This is a genomic window from Rhodococcus sp. NyZ502, from assembly GCF_041464245.1.
GTDB classification, from domain to species: domain Bacteria; phylum Actinomycetota; class Actinomycetes; order Mycobacteriales; family Mycobacteriaceae; genus Rhodococcus_F; species Rhodococcus_F qingshengii.
This window is the reverse complement of sequence record NZ_CP167155.1, coordinates 5577633-5593657: the sequence shown is the minus strand read 5'-3', so window position 1 is coordinate 5593657 and position 16025 is coordinate 5577633. Positions and strand designations below refer to the sequence as shown.

Annotated in this window: 16 protein-coding genes; 7 read left to right on the top strand and 9 right to left on the bottom strand. The window is 62.1% G+C overall.

All coding sequences use genetic code 11. The annotated features are described in order from the left end of the window. Positions 1 to 36 precede the first annotated feature (36 nt). The 6 genes from ACBG85_RS25920 to ACBG85_RS25895 all read right to left on the bottom strand — a co-directional run bounded on the left by ACBG85_RS25920 (position 37) and on the right by ACBG85_RS25895 (position 6789). Complete coding sequence (locus ACBG85_RS25920) at positions 37 to 819, bottom strand: 1,6-dihydroxycyclohexa-2,4-diene-1-carboxylate dehydrogenase (RefSeq protein ID WP_007729779.1); 783 nt, start codon at positions 817 to 819, stop codon at positions 37 to 39. Further along, positions 816 to 2369 carry a benzoate 1,2-dioxygenase electron transfer component BenC gene (gene benC, locus ACBG85_RS25915; RefSeq protein WP_311094004.1) on the bottom strand — a complete coding sequence of 518 codons (1554 nt, stop codon included), beginning with the start codon at positions 2367 to 2369 and terminating at the stop codon, positions 816 to 818. Before benC ends, ACBG85_RS25920 begins: the two co-directional genes overlap by 4 nt. 31 nt (positions 2370 to 2400) lie before the next feature. Beyond that, on the bottom strand, positions 2401 to 2910 hold the full coding sequence (gene benB / locus ACBG85_RS25910; RefSeq protein WP_003939939.1) for a benzoate 1,2-dioxygenase small subunit: 510 nt from the start codon (positions 2908 to 2910) through the stop codon (positions 2401 to 2403). A gap of 11 nt (positions 2911 to 2921) precedes the next feature. Continuing rightward, positions 2922 to 4319, bottom strand: a complete 1398-nt coding sequence (gene benA, locus ACBG85_RS25905) for a benzoate 1,2-dioxygenase large subunit (RefSeq protein WP_372025356.1) — start codon at positions 4317 to 4319, stop codon at positions 2922 to 2924. 260 nt (positions 4320 to 4579) lie between these two features. Next, positions 4580 to 6208 (bottom strand): 4-hydroxyphenylacetate 3-hydroxylase family protein, encoded by a 1629-nt coding sequence (locus ACBG85_RS25900; RefSeq protein ID WP_003939685.1) that lies wholly within the window; start codon positions 6206 to 6208, stop codon positions 4580 to 4582. 11 nt (positions 6209 to 6219) lie between these two features. Further along, positions 6220 to 6789 carry a flavin reductase family protein gene (locus tag ACBG85_RS25895; RefSeq protein WP_007729773.1) on the bottom strand — a complete coding sequence of 190 codons (570 nt, stop codon included), beginning with the start codon at positions 6787 to 6789 and terminating at the stop codon, positions 6220 to 6222. A gap of 273 nt (positions 6790 to 7062) precedes the next feature. Here ACBG85_RS25895 and ACBG85_RS25890 point away from each other — a divergent pair, with 273 nt between their 5' ends. Then, a complete protein-coding gene (locus ACBG85_RS25890; RefSeq protein ID WP_204855319.1) occupies positions 7063 to 8001 on the top strand; it encodes a helix-turn-helix transcriptional regulator in 939 nt (312 codons plus the stop codon). Here ACBG85_RS25890 and ACBG85_RS25885 read toward each other — a convergent pair. After that, positions 7998 to 8768, bottom strand: coding sequence for an IclR family transcriptional regulator (locus tag ACBG85_RS25885; RefSeq protein ID WP_054827049.1), 771 nt, complete (start codon positions 8766 to 8768; stop codon positions 7998 to 8000). The two genes, ACBG85_RS25890 and ACBG85_RS25885, sit on opposite strands and share 4 nt — an antisense overlap. A 199-nt stretch (positions 8769 to 8967) precedes the next feature. Between ACBG85_RS25885 and catA the strand changes: the two genes are divergently transcribed. The 6 genes from catA to ACBG85_RS25855 all read left to right on the top strand — a co-directional run bounded on the left by catA (position 8968) and on the right by ACBG85_RS25855 (position 14208). Next, entirely contained in the window at positions 8968 to 9807 is an 840-nt protein-coding gene (gene catA, locus ACBG85_RS25880; protein ID WP_003940427.1) for a catechol 1,2-dioxygenase, read from the top strand. 29 nt (positions 9808 to 9836) lie between these two features. Then, on the top strand, positions 9837 to 10958 hold the full coding sequence (locus ACBG85_RS25875; protein ID WP_372025353.1) for a muconate/chloromuconate family cycloisomerase: 1122 nt from the start codon (positions 9837 to 9839) through the stop codon (positions 10956 to 10958). Between the two features lie 13 nt (positions 10959 to 10971). Next, complete coding sequence (gene catC / locus ACBG85_RS25870; RefSeq protein WP_007729770.1) at positions 10972 to 11253, top strand: muconolactone Delta-isomerase; 282 nt, start codon at positions 10972 to 10974, stop codon at positions 11251 to 11253. Between the two features lie 6 nt (positions 11254 to 11259). Continuing rightward, the gene (locus ACBG85_RS25865) at positions 11260 to 12207 is read left to right on the top strand and encodes a helix-turn-helix domain-containing protein (protein WP_003940292.1); all 948 of its coding nucleotides are present in this window, start codon (positions 11260 to 11262) and stop codon (positions 12205 to 12207) included. Positions 12208 to 12361: 154 nt separating this feature from the next. Next, positions 12362 to 13825 (top strand): benzaldehyde dehydrogenase, encoded by a 1464-nt coding sequence (locus ACBG85_RS25860; protein WP_030536465.1) that lies wholly within the window; start codon positions 12362 to 12364, stop codon positions 13823 to 13825. Positions 13826 to 13842: 17 nt separating this feature from the next. Further along, positions 13843 to 14208: a hypothetical protein gene (locus ACBG85_RS25855; protein WP_065351503.1), complete on the top strand. Its 366-nt coding sequence runs from the start codon at positions 13843 to 13845 to the stop codon at positions 14206 to 14208. A 21-nt stretch (positions 14209 to 14229) separates the two neighbouring features. Here the strand turns inward: ACBG85_RS25855 and ACBG85_RS25850 are convergent, their stop codons facing one another. Both ACBG85_RS25850 and ACBG85_RS25845 read right to left on the bottom strand, forming a co-directional pair. Further along, positions 14230 to 14859 (bottom strand): response regulator, encoded by a 630-nt coding sequence (locus tag ACBG85_RS25850; RefSeq protein ID WP_372025351.1) that lies wholly within the window; start codon positions 14857 to 14859, stop codon positions 14230 to 14232. After that, positions 14856 to 16025, bottom strand: a complete 1170-nt coding sequence (locus ACBG85_RS25845) for a sensor histidine kinase (RefSeq protein WP_058038292.1) — start codon at positions 16023 to 16025, stop codon at positions 14856 to 14858. The genes ACBG85_RS25850 and ACBG85_RS25845 overlap by 4 nt, the downstream gene beginning before the upstream one ends.

Below are 16025 nucleotides of genomic sequence, written 5' to 3'. Positions count from 1 at the left end.
TCCGTTCGAGAGATCAGGAATCGGGGGAGGCTGGATTCAGCCGAGGTCGCCACCGGCGACGGGCAGAACCGTTCCGGTGACATACGAAGCCTCTTCGGAGGCAAGGAAAGTGATAGCAGCAGCCTGTTCGTCCAGGGTGCCGTAACGCTTGAGTAGCGACGAGTCGACGGTCTGGTCGACGATCTGCTGGTACCAGGCCTTCTCCTCGTCGGTCTCGGCACCCGGCCCGCGTGCCACGACGCGTGGTGGCGCCTCGGTTCCGCCGGGAGCGGTTGCCACGACGCGTATTCCGTACTGCGCGACTTCCATCGCCAGTGCAGCGGTGATCGCGCTGACCCCGCCCTTGGCCGCCGCGTAAGGAACACGGTTGACACCGCGGGTGGCGACCGAGGAGACGTTCACGATGGTGCCGCTCGCCTGCTCGATCAGATGGGGCAGTACGGCGCGACACGTCCAGAGCGTGGGGAACAGTGATCGTGTGACCTCGGCTTGTATCTGCTGCGGCGTGTAGTGCTCGTAGGGTTTGGCCCAGATGGTCCCACCGACGTTGTTGATCAGGACGTCGATGCGTCCGAAGCGCTCCAATGCGGAATCTATTGCATTCTGGGCACCTTCGAACGTCTCGAGGTCCGCGGTCACCGAATGGGAACGTTCCAGCGGTGTCGCGATGTCGTGAACCAGTTCAGCTCGATCCACAAGCGCGACGGAACCACCTTCTGCGGAAACTCTTTCGGCAACGCTGCGCCCGATCCCCTGAGCCGCTCCGGTGACGACCACGACCCGGTCGTCGAACCGGCCGGCGAAGAATCTCGTGCTCACGACGCCACACTTTCCCGAGCGTCAGTGATGGCGCGGTGCATCGTCGACTTGGCGTGTTCGCTGTGCTGGACGATCAGATCACGGGCCGCGGTGCGATCATTCTGCTCGAATGCACTCACGATACGTGAGTGATCCTCCGCGACATGTTCGTCCACCCAATCGGCGGTGCGGAGCACTCGGTTCATCAGTTGTGTGACCTCGAGACGGTGGTATGCCTGCAGCAGCACTTCGTTTCCGGTGCAGCGGAAGAGGAAGTCGTGGAACAGGGCATTGGTTTCGGTGAATGCCGCTGCGTCCGTGAAGTGATCGCGGTCGATGGAAGCAGCCGAGTTCTCCGCCAGAATGCGGTACTCCGTCAACTGTGCCGGAGTGAGGCGGCCGATCGTGAGTTCCATTGCTCCGAGTTCGAGGGCCATCCGAGCGTCGAACTGTGCGTCCGACTCCGTGACCGGCAGATGTTCTTCACCGATCTCGTACGTGCCGGCAGCTGATTCTTCGGCCGAGGCTGCCGGTGAATCAGCCGGTGCTGCCGCATTGTTGAACTTTTCGAAGTAGAAGTTCGTGGGTGTGATTGATACGTCCTTGAAGTGCAGACGTACGGCTTCGACCATCGGCGGCGGGCCGCACAGGTAGACGTCTACGTTGCCGTCGTCGAGGTGATCGGGCTCGATCAAGCCCGTGACATAGCCCTTGTTCGGTGCTGTGCTGTCGGGATCGGATACGCAGTAGTCGAAGGTGAACTGGGGTAGAGACTCCGCGTAGTCGTGCAGTTTGTCGAGTTCGACGAGATCGGTGTCGGAGCTGACGCCGTAGACCAGATGGACGGGCCGAGTGGAGCTTTCGGTACGCATCTTCTCCAGTATGGAGAGCAGCGGGGCCAAGCCGGTTCCACCGGCAAGCAGTAGGGCTCTCCGTTGACCTGACCGGAGGAAGAAGCTACCCATCGGTCCGGTCAATTCGAGAGTGTCGCCTACCTGCGCACGCTGACTGAGATACTCGGACATCAGACCACCCGGGGTGATCTTGACCAGGAACGACGCCGACTCGACCTCAGGGCCGGAGCTGAACGAGTACGACCGCGTCGCTTCAGTTCCGGGAACGAGGATGTTCACGTACTGACCGGGGAGGAAGACCAGATCTGCGCGGTTGTCGACTGCGACGGTGAAACCCACCGTGGAATCCGAATGGCGAATGATCTCGGTGATGGTGGACGTGTACGAACCGGCAGTGGTCTGGGCGACCGCCGACGTGGTGGGAATCTGCAGCACGAGATCAGATTCCGGCACCATCTGGCACGGGAGGCAGTATCCCTGCTCGGCCTCGTCGTCCGTCAGGGCCTCCTCGATGTAGTCGCCGGCGTCGAAAGTACCTGACTCACAGAGTGATTTGCAGGTGCCGCAAGCTCCGTCGCGGCAGTCGAGCGGAATGTTGATTCGTGCGCGGTACGACGCGTCCGCGACGGTCTCGTCGGTGTTGCATTCGACGAAGCGGGTGATGCCGTCTTCGAAACTCAGGGCTACTTGAAAGGTCGGCGCAGCTTGAATGCTCATGGGAAACAGCTCGATTCGAAGGGAAGTCGTGTCAGAAGTGGTAGATGTCGACCACGTGATGGATGTAGTCGTTCTTGAGGACTACCTTCTTCTTCATGATCAACGGCTGCTCGCCCGAGAAGTCGATCGTGTAGTGCGAGGTGCCGAAGTAGGTGTCGACTGTGTTGTAGCGGAAGTACAGCGTGAACCAATTGAAGCGGACGTCGACGACGAAGCCGCGTTCTTCGATCACTTCCACGTTGGTGATGTTGTGACCGGTGCGGGGCTCGGGAAGGCTTGTCGCGCTGGAACGGTCAGTCCTGATTCGGAACACGCGGTCCTCGATACCGCCGCGATTCGGGTAGTAGATCAGGGAGATCTCTGCGGCCGGGTCCGTGGTCAGCTCTCCGTCGTCCGCCCATGCGGGCATCCAGTACTCGGAATCGGGGTGGTAGCACTCGATCCACTTCTCGAACTCGCGATCGTCCAGATAGCGAGCCTCACGGTAGAGAAACTGCTGCACTGTTTCGAGGGCGACGGCATTGGTGGTGGTGACAGTCATGGTGATCGTCCTCAGATGGTCCGGTTGGAAGCGGCTTGCTCGGCATCTACGGCCGCAAGCATGGCGTCGCGCCAGTACCCGTGCTGAATGGGATACAAGCCTTCGTCCTCGGTCTTGGCTCCGCTCGAGAGCACGCGATTCATGCCGAGATCCTTCGCGACGTCGTTCGGACCGGGAATCTGGTGTGTGACACCACGGCTGAGGTCGTTCCACGGGGCGCCGGCTGCCTGGTAGGTCTTCTGGCAGGAACGGAACTCTTCGAGATCGTCCGGGGTGGCCATACCGCTGGCATTGAAGAAGTCCTCGTACTGACGGATGCGGTTGCTGCGTGCTTCGGCGCTCTCTCCCCTGGGGGCGATGCAGTAGATGGTGACTTCGGTCTGGTCCACGGAGATCGGACGGAAGTGCCGGATCTGGCTGCTGAACTGATCCATGAGGTAGACGTTCGGGTACAGGCAGAGGTTCCTCGACGCACCGACCATGAATTCGGCCTTCTTGGAACCGAACTGAGCCTCCAGTTCTGCTTTGCGTTCGAACAGGGGTCGGTCCTCGGGATTGCCCCACCACATCCAGAGCAGGAGGTGGCCGTAGTCGTAGGAGAAGTATCCACCGCCCTGCTTCCCCCAGGTGCCGGCGTCCATGGCTTTGGTCTCGTTGGACGATTCACCGGCGGTGCGGCGAGCGGTGGTAGCGGCGTAGTTCCAGTGCGTCGAAGACACGTGGTAGCCGTCGGCGCCGTTCTCGGTCTGCAACTTCCAGTTGCCGTCGTAGGTGTAGGTGGATGCACCGCGCAGAACTTCGAGTCCGTCAGGTGACTGATCGACGATCATGTCGATGACCTTCGTGGTGTCACCGAGGTGCTCTTCGAGTGGCAGCACGTCGGGGTTGAGGCTGCCGAAGAGGAAGCCGCGATAGTTCTCGAACCGCGCCACCCTGGTCAGGTCGTGTGAGCCGTCTTTGTTGAACTGCTCCGGATAGCCACCGGTGCGAGCGTCCTTGGCCTTGAGGAGTTTTCCGCTGTTGTTGAAGGTCCAGCCGTGGAACGGGCAGGTGAAGGTGGTTCGGTTGTCGGTCTTACGGCGACAGAGCATCGCACCGCGGTGGCTGCATGCGTTGATCAGCGCACCCAATTCGCCGTCCTTGTTGCGGGTGATCACAATGGGCTGACGGCCCATGTAGGTGGTGAAGTAGTCGCCGACGTTCGGGATCTGGCTCTCGTGCGCGAGGTAGATCCAATTGCCTTCGAAGATGTGCGTCATCTCGAGTTCGAACAGTTGCTCGTCCGTGAAGACGCTGCGCCGCACCTGGTAGCGGCCGGTCTCCGGGTCCTCGACGAGCGCGTCGTCGAGGACGGCGCGGATGTTCGCGAACTGGTCGGTGCCGCGGGCAGCATCCAACATATCCGTCATGGGTGTCCTCCAGATAAGAGTGGGCGCCTACCGAGAAAGCCGAGGGCTGTCGGACCAAATCGGTGGGACCCGCTTTCCGGACGGGGCTGCGTCCGGTACTGAATTCACCTTGACATCGTGTGTCTCGGGTCACACTAGGCAATTGCCTAGTCCTGACCAAGGGTGCAGTGTTCGTCGAATTCTGCTGATGGGCCATGCCTGCTGAAGACGACGAGCAGAGCGGACTCGACATCGCGAGTCCGCCCTACCTGCCGAGGGGATTACCGGTTCTTGAAGAACGAGACGTCGTCGTTGCCGATGAGGTCAGGGACCGTCCAGCCGTCGAGGTCGTATTCACTCAAGCACTGCTCGGCCAGTCCCTTCATGGAACTTGCGTGTCCACGATTCTGGGCTGCGAACAGCAGTTCGGCTTTGACGTTCTCGTGATTGCCGGAGTAGTTGCGCTCGTAGAGTTCGTGTCGGCCGCCGAACTCGGTCCCGATCGAATCCCACAGCGCCTTCATGACTTTCACGCGGTCGACGGCGGTGATGCCGTCGGAACCGCGAACGTACTTGTCGAGGTACGGACGCACGTCCGGGCTCTTGAAGTCGAGTGAACTCGAAGGCAGGTAGATCAAGCCCGACGCGACGTCCTGTTCGATGATCTCCTTGATCCGCGGGTACCCCTGAATCATGAACATTCGATAGGTGAGGCCGTACTCGAGCTTCGGGATCACCGAATCGCCGACCCACTGTTCGGGATCGCGTGCCATCGATTCGGTCAACGACCAGAAGAGGTTTCGCCACCCGATCACCTCACCGACACGGGTCTGGACTCCGCGGAAGCCGCCGGCGCCGGTGGCTTCGAGTGCCTTCATCAACAGTCCGGCGATGAAGTCGAGCTTGACGGCCAGGCGAGTGCAGCCCTGAAAGGTGAAGCGCGGCAGGAAGCCCGATTGAGGGAAGAATGCGTTGATCCGGTCGACGTCGCCGTACATGAAGACGTTTTCCCACGGAACCAACACCTTGTCGAAGACGAAGATGGTGTCGTTCTCGTCCATGCGACTCGACAGCGGATAATCGAACGGACTGCCCATCACCGCAGCATGTTCGGTGTACGAGGTGCGGCAGATCAGCTTCACACCCGGCGCGTCCATCGGTACCGTGCAGATCAGGGCGAACTGCTTCTTCTTGATCGGCAGACCGTAGTGAGCGATGAAGTTGTAGTTCGTGATCGCCGATCCGGTGGCGACCACTTTGGCGCCGCTGACGATCAAACCTGCGTCGGTTTCCTTCTCCACCTTCATGAAGACGTCACCGACCTCGTCCGGTGGAAGTTGGCGATCCACCGGGGGATTGATGATCGCGTGGTTCCAGTACAGAACCTTCTCCTGCGATTCGCGGTACCAGCGTTCGGCGTTGTCCTGGAACGGTGCGTACAACTCCTTGTTGGCGTGGAGGGTGCCCAGGAAACTCGCCTTGTAGTCGGGGGAACGGCCCATCCAGCCGTAGGTCATACGAGCCCACGTCGCTATGGCATCGCGTTCCTTGAGCAGATCGGCCGACGACGTCGGAGTGCGGAAGAACGGCATGGTGACACCGCCGTTGCCCGTGTCCGTCGGAACGGTCAAGGCGTCCACGTGCTCGCCCGTATGCAGAGCGTCGTACAGCCTCGCGGTCATGCGGATCGGATTCCGGAACGCGGGGTGCGTCGTGACGTCCTTGACGCGATCACCGTGAAGCCAGATCTCGCGACCGTCCTGCAGGCTCGAGATGTACTCGTCACCGGTCATCGGTCGGGTGGCGAAGTTCTTCGTGCGGTTGGCTTCGCAATCGGCGGCCGGATTGACCTGTGGCGCTCCGGAATCTGCGGGATCGACGCCGGTGGGAGGAATTTCGGTGGTCGTCATGGCAAAGCCTTTCAGATCGTTTGGGGTGCGGGCTGAAGATGAATCGGGGTGAACGAAGTGGTGGCGTCGAACCAGCCGCTGTGGGGGTCGTCCTGACTTCCGTTCCAGACTGTGGTCGACGAGGTAGCGCCTAGATCGTGAAAAGTGCTTCGGTAGAACAGAAGCGGATCCTTGCCACTCGACTGAGCGTCGACGATCTCGCCGATGAAGATGATGTGGTCACCGCCGTCGTACTCCCTCCACGGGACGCACGAGATGGTTGCTGCGGCGCCGTCGAGCAGGGGAGCGGTCGGTCCGTCGATCCACCTTGGTTCGGTGCGCTGCGGTCGGCCGGCAAAATGCATGGCCGTGTCCACTTGGTCGGAGGCAAGGATGTTGACCGCAAACGGCGCGTTGCCGAGGTAGCCGCACGCCTTGGACTTGCGAGTCATCGTGATCTGGCACAGCCGTGGTTCCAGGGAAATGGCCGTGAATGCGGTGACCGTGGCTCCGTGTGGTTGACCGTCGGCATTGGTACAGGTGATGACGGTGACGCCGCTCGCGAATTGACCGAAGATTCCTCGAAGCTGATTTTGTTCCATGACCGGACCTCCTTGTCGGATGGCGGTTGAGTGAGAGTGCCGCGAAGTGCGGGAGGGAAGTAGTGGGCGACTCGCGCCGGGAGTGAAGACGAACGTACGGCGGGCGCAGGCTTCGGTCGATCCGTACAGCGCGGTGGCTATCCGGATTGCGCACCCGATCGCGGCCCGTACCCGTTTTCTCTTGGAAGTGACCGGGGACACAGTGTTCAATGATGTTCAGCGCCCTTGCTCGGCAATGTGGCTGGTCACGGGTTTGGAAGGTGAAGAAGGACGATGGTCGACTCCATGATCGGTACAGCTCCCCGCGACTGGGACGAGGCGTGTCATGCGGTTTCGGACGCCTACTTTCCGCACTCGCTGACGCCGTTGTCTCGGCATGCGGCCAGTGGAGTCGGGGTGTGCACCACCGAGTTGGGACCGCTGAGGATCGCTCATATTCGGTGGGGAGCTGACGTCGCCGTCGAATCCGATCATCCCGGTGCCTATGGGGTGAACATCCCGCTCTCGGGCGAGCTCGAGTCGGTGTTCGCGGGCTCGCACGTGCTCTCGACGCAGGGTGTTGCGACGGTATGTCCACCCGACATCACGACGAGAATTACGCGGTGGAGTGCGGACTGCGAGATCGTCGGAGTCCGGATGGACCGTCAGTACCTCGACCGTGAGATGGAAAAGGTTCTCGGTCGACCCGGAATGCACTTGCCTGATCAGGTGGATCTTCGGGGCGACGACGGAGCCAGATGGCTGAAATTTGTTCGCTCACTGTCGGATCAGATACTCGGCCCGGTCGGCGTGCTGCACAACGAACTGGTGGCAGGTCAGCTCTCCGGCGCCGTGGTCACGGCATTCGTCCTTGCCGCAATGCCCGAAAGCGAGGACGCGGTGCGAAACGCCAGGCCACGCATCGTCAAGCGGGTGCTCGACGAGATGCACGACGACCCGGCCCGCGTGTGGACCGCAGCCGAGATGGCGGAGGTGGCGGGCGTCAGCGTACGGAGATTGCAGGAGGGATTTCGGCAGTACGTGGGCCGGAGTCCGTCGGAATGCCTGCTCGACATCCGTCTCGAGCGGGTCCATGCAGATCTGGTGGATGCCGACGACTCGACGACGGTCACCGATGTCGCTGTGAGATGGGGTTTCACGCACACCGGACGGTTCGCGTCGTCCTTTCGGCGTAAGTACGGATTGCTGCCTTCCGAGGTGTTGAGGCGCTAGCTTCGGTACCCCATGTCCGCGCTGAGTTGGTTCGCCTTCTCGACGAGGAAAGGCGCGACGTCGGCGCGGAAAGCTTCCGGGGATGTTCGTCCGGCCGAGGTCGAACACGCTGTCACTCCGACGACGCTTCCACCGGCGTCGCGGACGGGAGCAGCGAGGGAAATCAGGCCGTCTTCCAGTTCCTCCGATGTGAGCGCGTATCCCTGCTCGCGCACCACCCGGAGGGCGGTATGGAATGCGTCTTCGTCGGTGATCGTGGTGGGTGTGAGGGCGTCGAACGTGGAGTTCGCGATGACGTTGTCGACGATTTCGGTTGGCGCCCAAGCTAGCAGGGCTCGACCCATGGAGGTGGCATATGCAGGCACTCTGGTGCCGACGCTGACGTTGATGCTCATGATCCGCCGGACGGGTACACGCGCGGCGTAGACCACGTCGACACCGTCGAGCACCCCGAGCGACGCCGACTCGTGGGTGTGTTCTGCGATCTCCAACAGACGAGGGAGCGCCGCCTCCGTCAAGGCATGTGATGCCGAGAAGTGCTGCCCGATGCTCAGAACGCGTGGGGTGAGCGACCACCGACTGTTGTTGCCGGTGACGTATCCGAGCTTCTGCAGCGTGAGGAGGATGCGCCGGACCGCTGGGCGGGAGAGACCCGTTTCGGCGGCAAGATCGGCGAGCGACGGGTTGGGGTTCTTCTCGTCGAAGGCCGTCAGCACAGCAAATCCACGCTCGATGCTCTGGATGTAATCGCGATCGTTCTCGCTCACGGAATGGCCTTTCATCTGCGGGTATGCCCGATCGGCGCCTTCGAAGGTTGACAAACCTTGTGACTGGGCGCACAGTACAAGCGTACGCACAGCGTAACAGATGTACGCAGAGCGTACAACCCAAACTTGGGGAGCCGACGCAGCCCAGCAGTACGGCACCCACCCGGTAACAGCCACATACGGCCCCGAGGAGGACCACATGACCACTTCCGAGAGCCCCACCGCAGTAGGTTCGGGCACTGCCGCCACCGACAAGTTCCTCCAGGAACGAGTCAGCGCGGACACCCCGCCCGAACGCGTCTCGGCCATCGCCAAGGACGTGCTCGAGGCACTCGCAGGCGTCATCGACAAGCACGGCATCACCTACCCCGAGTACCGCGTCCTCAAGCAGTGGCTCATCGACATCGGCCAGTTCGGCGAGTGGCCCCTGTGGCTGGACGTCTTCCTCGAGCACAACGTCGAGGAGGTCGCGTACCGCGGTCAGCACGGCACCAAGGGAAGCATCGAGGGCCCGTACTACGTTGCCGATGCCAAGACGTTGCCTGCCAAGTGTGAACTTCCGATGCGTGACAACGAGGTTGGATCGAAGCTGGTCTTCGAGGGCCAGGTTCGCGATCTCGACGGCAAGGGGTTGGGCGGTGCAACCGTCGAACTCTGGCACGCGGACGACGAGGGCTACTACTCCCATTTCGCGCCGCACATCCCCGACGGCAACCTCCGCGGAACGATCGTCGCCGACGACGAGGGACGCTTCGAGATCACCACGATTCAGCCTGCGCCGTACCAGATCCCGACCGACGGCCCCACCGGCTGGTTCATCGAGAAGGCCGGCTGGCACCCGTGGCGTCCGGCTCACCTGCACCTCATGGTGAAGGCTCCCGGTAAGCGCACCATCACCACCCAGCTCTATTTCAAGGATGGAGAGTGGATCGAGAACGACGTGGCAACGGCGACGAAGCCCGAACTGATTCTCGATCCGAAGCCAGGTGCCGACGGAACCAACCGGGTCACATACGACTTCGTGCTCGATCCGGCCTGATCCACAACTGCTCTGAAGAAAGTGATTTGATGACAGACCTGTCGATCGTCTCCATCGAGACGACCATCCTCGACGTTCCGCTGGTTCGCCCCCACAAGTTCGCCACCACGTCGATGACGGCGCAGCCGTTGTTGCTGGTCGCGATTCGCACCTCCGACGGGGTGATCGGATACGGCGAAGGAGTCGTTCCGGGCGGGCCGTGGTGGGGTGGCGAATCGGTGGAGACGATGCAGGTCATCATCGAGAAGTACATCGCTCCCGTGGTGGTCGGCAGGCGCGTGGATCACATCACCGCGATCATGGCCGAAATCGAAAAAGTTGTTGCCAATGCACGATTCGCGAAGGCCGCCGTCGACGTGGCGTTGCACGACGCCTGGGCGCGTAGCCTGGGAGTCCCCGTGCACACGCTCCTCGGCGGGGCTTTCCGCGAGAGTGTCGACGTCACGTGGGCACTGGGTGCTGCGCCGGCGGACGAGATCATCGAGGAAGCTCACGAAAAGCTCGAATCCCGGCTCAATTTCAGCTTCAAACTGAAAATGGGAGCACTCGATCCGGCGGTCGACGTCGCGCGCATCGTCAGCATCGCGCAGGCGCTGGACGGCCACGCCGGAGTCCGTGTCGACGTCAACGCACGGTGGGATCGCTTCACTGCCCTGCGGTACTTGCCGCAACTCGCCGAGGGTGGAGTCGAACTGATCGAACAACCCACTCCGGCAGACCAAATCGAGGTCCTCGCCGAACTCAGTAGGCTTCTACCGATTCCGATCATGGCCGACGAGAGTGTGCAGACCCCACACGACGCTCTGGAAATCGCCCGCCGGAGCGCCGCCGATGTCATCGCCCTCAAGACCACCAAATGTGGTGGCCTCCGGCGCAGCCGCGACATCGTCGCGATTGCCAAGGCCGCCGGTATCGCGTGCCACGGTGCGACGTCCATCGAAGGCCCGATCGGCACGGCCGCTTCGTTGCACTTCGCGTGCGCCGAGCCCGGAATCAACTTCGGAACAGAGCTTTTCGGCCCACTGCTCTTCAGTGAAGAGTTGCTTCAGGAACCCCTGAAGTATTCCGAGGGTCAGTTGCACCTCCCCGCCGGACCTGGCCTGGGAGTCGAACTGAACATGGACGCCGTCAAGACCTGGACCAGGAACTAGAGGATAGAAGAACATGGCACTCTTTCACGTTCGGATGGACGTCGATATTCCGCGCGACCTGGATCCGGAAGTACGCGCCGATACCGTCGCAACGGAGAAGGCGTACTCGCAAGACCTTCAGCGACAGGGAAAGTGGGTGCATCTGTGGCGAATTGTGGGACAGTTCAGCAACATCAGCATCTTCGATGTCGAGTCGGCTGACGAACTCCATGAGATTCTCTGGAAACTGCCCCTGTTCCCGTACATGACCATCGAGGTCATGCCGTTGACGCAGCACGGATCTTCGATCAAGTAGCCCGCCATGTCTGCCGTGTCTGCCACGCCTCCGAGCCTGCCGGAATCTGTGCAGCAGTGGCACTGCGAGATGTCGGAGACCTTCGGTGGCCTGTGCCCCGAGAGTTCCGTCGATGCCGCGCCTGTCGGTACGGTCAGCGGCGTAAGTCTCGGGGACGTAGGCGCTTTCGACATCTCCGGTTCACCGCAGATACTGCGGCGGAGCGCACGCGCAGCAAAGCGACACGGTAGTGATCTGCTCAAGATCTGCACGGTCCGAACCGGGAGCGCGATACTGCGCCAATCGGACCGCGAGTTGACGGCCCCGCCCGGCGCGATGATTCTCTACGACGTCGAGCATTCGTACGCGCTGCGTTTCGACGGTCACTGGTCGTGCACCGTCATGACCCTACCGCGCAGTGCGGTGAGTCTGACCGAGCGAGAACTGAATTGCGCGCTCGAGCGCACCCACGACGGTCGGCGTGGGTCCGGTGCATTGCTGGAAAATTTCATCTCGGGCGCTGTTGCATCCCAGGTCGACGGCAGCGCAGCCGGGCTTCTCGGAGATGCTGGAGTCAATCTCGCTTCGGCAGTTCTGATGCAAGGATCTGCGCCCGCGACACCCGGACGTTCGACGCGAGAGGAGATCTTGCGATATGCGCTTCGGAATCTCGACTCACCAGACCTCTCGGTCGCGTCGATCGCCGGTGCGTTGCACCTGTCGCCGCGAACCGTTCAGCGTCACTTCGGTGACGGGGATCTGACCCTCAGTGCGCTGATTCGCCGCGAACGGTTGATCCGCGTACGCCGCGATCTCACCGACGTCTCACTGCGGGGTCATTCGATCTCCATCCTGGCCGCACGATGGTGTTTCCATGACGCACCAGCGTTTTCGCGTGCGTTCAAAGCGGAATTCGGTGCGGCGCCGTCGGAAGTACGTAACTCGCCTGATCCGAACGCCCGCGAACGTCACTGATCTGTCGCATCCGAACAACAAACGTGTCCGATCACGACAACTGGGAGCCCGAATACCGGGGCAGAGTGTGTTTCAGATCGCTTTTTCAGGCTCGCGAAGAGCTCAGGTCCACGAACAGCGAGGACCGCAGCGAAAGCTACGAATCGAGGAACGCATGACGAATCTGCTCGCTCATCAGCAATGGCACGGAAAGATTTTCGACGGCCAATGGATCGACGGAGGCGGTGACACCGTCGAGTCGCTCGAACCGGCTACCGGCGAGGTGCTCGGGGTGATCGGCACGGCGACTGCTGCGGATATCGATCGAGCGGCACACATCGCGTCGGCCGCGCAGCCGGCGTGGGCGGCGACGATCGGGCAGGCTCGCGCTTCGGTGATCCGTAAGGCAGCGCAGATTTTGGAAGCCGAGCGAGCCGAGGTGGAGCGCTGGTTGATCCGTGAAGGTGGTTCCGTACCAGGGAAAGCCGCATTCGAAGTTGATCTTGTCATCTCCGAACTGTGGGAAGCCTCGGCACTGCCGACACAGCCGTTCGGGCACCTTCTGCCCGCCAGCCAGGAGGGGCGCACGAGCATCGGTCGCCGGGTGCCCCTGGGTGTGGTCGGCGTGATCAGCCCGTGGAATTTCCCGCTTCTCCTCGCCATGCGCGCTGTCGCCCCCGCCTTGGCGCTCGGAAATGGCGTCGTTCTCAAGCCGGATGTTCAAACCGCGATCAGCGGGGGTGCGGTCATCGCGGAATTGTTCACGTCCGCAGGTCTTCCCGAAGGCCTCCTGCATGTGCTCGCCGGTGACGCGGCACCTGGTCAGGCATTGTGCGAGAGCCCGAGCATCGCGATGGTGTCCTTCACGGGTTCGACCGCCGTCGGCCGTCAGGTCGGGGCAACTGCCGGTCGCACGCTCAAGCGTGTCTCGCTGGAACTGGGTGGGAACAATGCGCTGATCGTCCTCGACGACGCAGACCTGGATGCCGCGAGCTCGGCGGGTGCGTGGGGTTCGTTCCTGCATCAGGGGCAGGTCTGCATGACCGCAGGCCGCCACATCGTGTTGGAATCGGTCGCCGATCAGTACCTCGACCTGCTGGCCAAGCGCGCAGCGGTCCTGCCGGTCGGGGATCCCAATACAGGCGACGTCGCTCTCGGACCGCTCATCAACGCGCGGCAGATTGCGAACGTCGATCGAATCGTCCAGGGCACCAAGGCGGCCGGCGCCGAAATCCGCGCCGGTGGAACATACGAAGGGCTCTTCTATCAGCCGACCGTCCTGGCCGGAGTCACCTCGGACATGCCCGCGTTCCGTGAAGAAATCTTCGGGCCCGTGGCGCCCGTCGTGATCGTCAAGGACGAAGACGAGGCAGTCAGGACGGCCAATGACAGCGAATACGGTCTGGTTGCTGCCATTCAAACACGATCGGTTGAACGCGGCGAGCGGATCGCGGACCGACTGCGTACCGGCATCGTGCACATCAACGATCAGACTTTGAACAACGATGCCTATGCACCATTCGGTGGCACGGGTGCCTCCGGAAACGGCGCGAGATTCGGAACTCAAAGCAGTTGGGACGAATTCACCACCTGGCAGTGGCGAACCAGCCGGCCAGCGGCGCAGACCTTCCCCTTCTGAAGTCGAAAGGTACTCCTATGCGCACCATCTCGGCTCACGATCTTCCCATCGTGTTGCAGGACGGCGAATTCGAATTGCGGATGCGAGAAGAAGGCGACATGATCGTCAACTTCGTCAAAATTCCTGCTGGTGCAGACTTCGCCGAACCGTTCGCACAATTGGAAGGCGGGCGCTGTCAATGTCCGCACTACGGATACGTCTTGAAAGGAAGGATCTACACAGATTCCGAAGCAGGTCGGCAAACCTACGATGCCGGCGACGTGTTCTACTGGGCACCCGGTCACGTTCCCGGAGCGATCGACGACTCGGAGTATGTCGACTTTGCTCCCAAGGCTGAATTCCTCGAACTGATCGACGGAGTGCGTAAGGCGATGGGCGGCTGAGCTGTTCGGCTGCCACCGAGGTCAGCGTATTCCGTCGCGACGTAGTGCGACGGACACTGCGGCAGAGCGGTTATCGACACCGAGTTTGGCGTAGATGTGCCCGAGGTGTGTTTTCACCGTCGCTTCGCTGATGAAGAGCGCTTTACCCAGCTCGCGGTTGGTCATCCCCTCGGCGAGCAGGCTGAGCAGTTCGGACTCACGGGCGGTGAGCGCTTCCTGCGGGCGCTGCATCTGCTGGACGAGACGAGAGGCCACGGCGGGGGAGAGGACGCTGCGCCCGGCGAGCGCGCCGCGCACCGCGCCGAAGATCTCGTCAGGAGTCGAGTCCTTGAGTAGGTAACCGATGGCACCGGCGTCCACGGCCCGCACGACGTCGGCGTCGGTGTCATACGTCGTGAAAACCAGTACGGGAACATCGACACCGTCGCTTCGCAGGCGTTTGATCGCTTCTGCACCGTGCATGCCGGTGCCCATGTCCAGATCCATCATCACCAGATCCGGTGAGGCCGACGGTATCGACGTGGCCGCCTCCTCGCCGGACGATGCTTCGCCTACTACTTCGACGTCCGGCTGAGTGTTCAGCAGCGCTCTCAGCCCGGCTCGCACGACCAGATGATCGTCGACGAGGAACACGCGAATGATGGTGGTCACCGGATCCTCCGTTCGAGAGGGAACTGGGCCGCGACGACGGTGCCGTCTCCCGGTGCACTTTCCACGGTGAACGATCCGCCGAGCTGTGCGACGCGGCTTCGCATCGCACGCAGGCCGTATCCACCGTACCGAGAATGGTCGGCGAGCTTTCCCGGATCGAAGCCGACGCCGTCGTCGAAGATGTCTACGGAGACGGAGTGGTCGAGATACGTGATCGTCACGCCCGCCGTTTCGGCGCGAGCGTGGCGGGCGATGTTGGAGGACGCGCTCGAGACCACTCGCACGACGGCATGAGCTACGTCCGAGGGCAAGATGACGGCTTCACCGACGGTGCGGATCCGAACGGCCGGGACGAACTGGCGGGCGGCGGCCACGACCAAGGCGTCGAAGTCGCCCGTACCGCCCTTGGTCGGCGCCAGATCGTGGACGAGGTCGCGACTCTGCATCAAGCTCGTTCGGATGTTCTCTGCTGCGGCATCGACATCGGCTCGAGACGGCGAACCCGTTGTATTCCACGTTTGTTCGGCTGCCTCGAGCCGTAGAAGGGCGCTCGCCAGTCCCTGGGTAACGGTGTCGTGGATTTCGCGCGCGAGGCGCTCTCGCTCAGCGGCAACGCCGGCAGCGCGTTCGGTATCTGCCAATGCAGATTGCGCTTCTGCTACCTGACGCAGAAGCCGAAGGCGTTCTCGGGCATCTCGTTCCATCTGCCCGTACGCGGCCGCGACCAGTGCCGCGGTGCACAGCGGCCCGAGAAGTGTCACCAATTCGGCACGACCGGTGACCCGGTAGAACGCGACACCGGCGAGGACGCCCAGGATCCCGACGAGGGGGTAGGCGATCTTGCTCGGATACAGACGAATGCAGAGGAAGAGAACGGGAAACGCACACCACGCGAAACTCGGGGCAAGCCAGACCAGCGCTGCCCATGCGCTCAGTACCGGCCACATCCACAGCCGTTGGCGAACGACATCTCGCGAGGACACCGTGGCCATGACGGCGTAGAGCAGGGCGAGGACCACGGCCAGGACGAGTACAACCCCGAACCGACCGCTGGTCCCGTGGACTGTGACGTACCGAACTCCCGATGTAGACAGCAGTACGAAGAACGACGCGTGGATCGCATACGCCAACGGGCCGCGTAGGCCGCGTTCGGCGTCGGCGTTCAT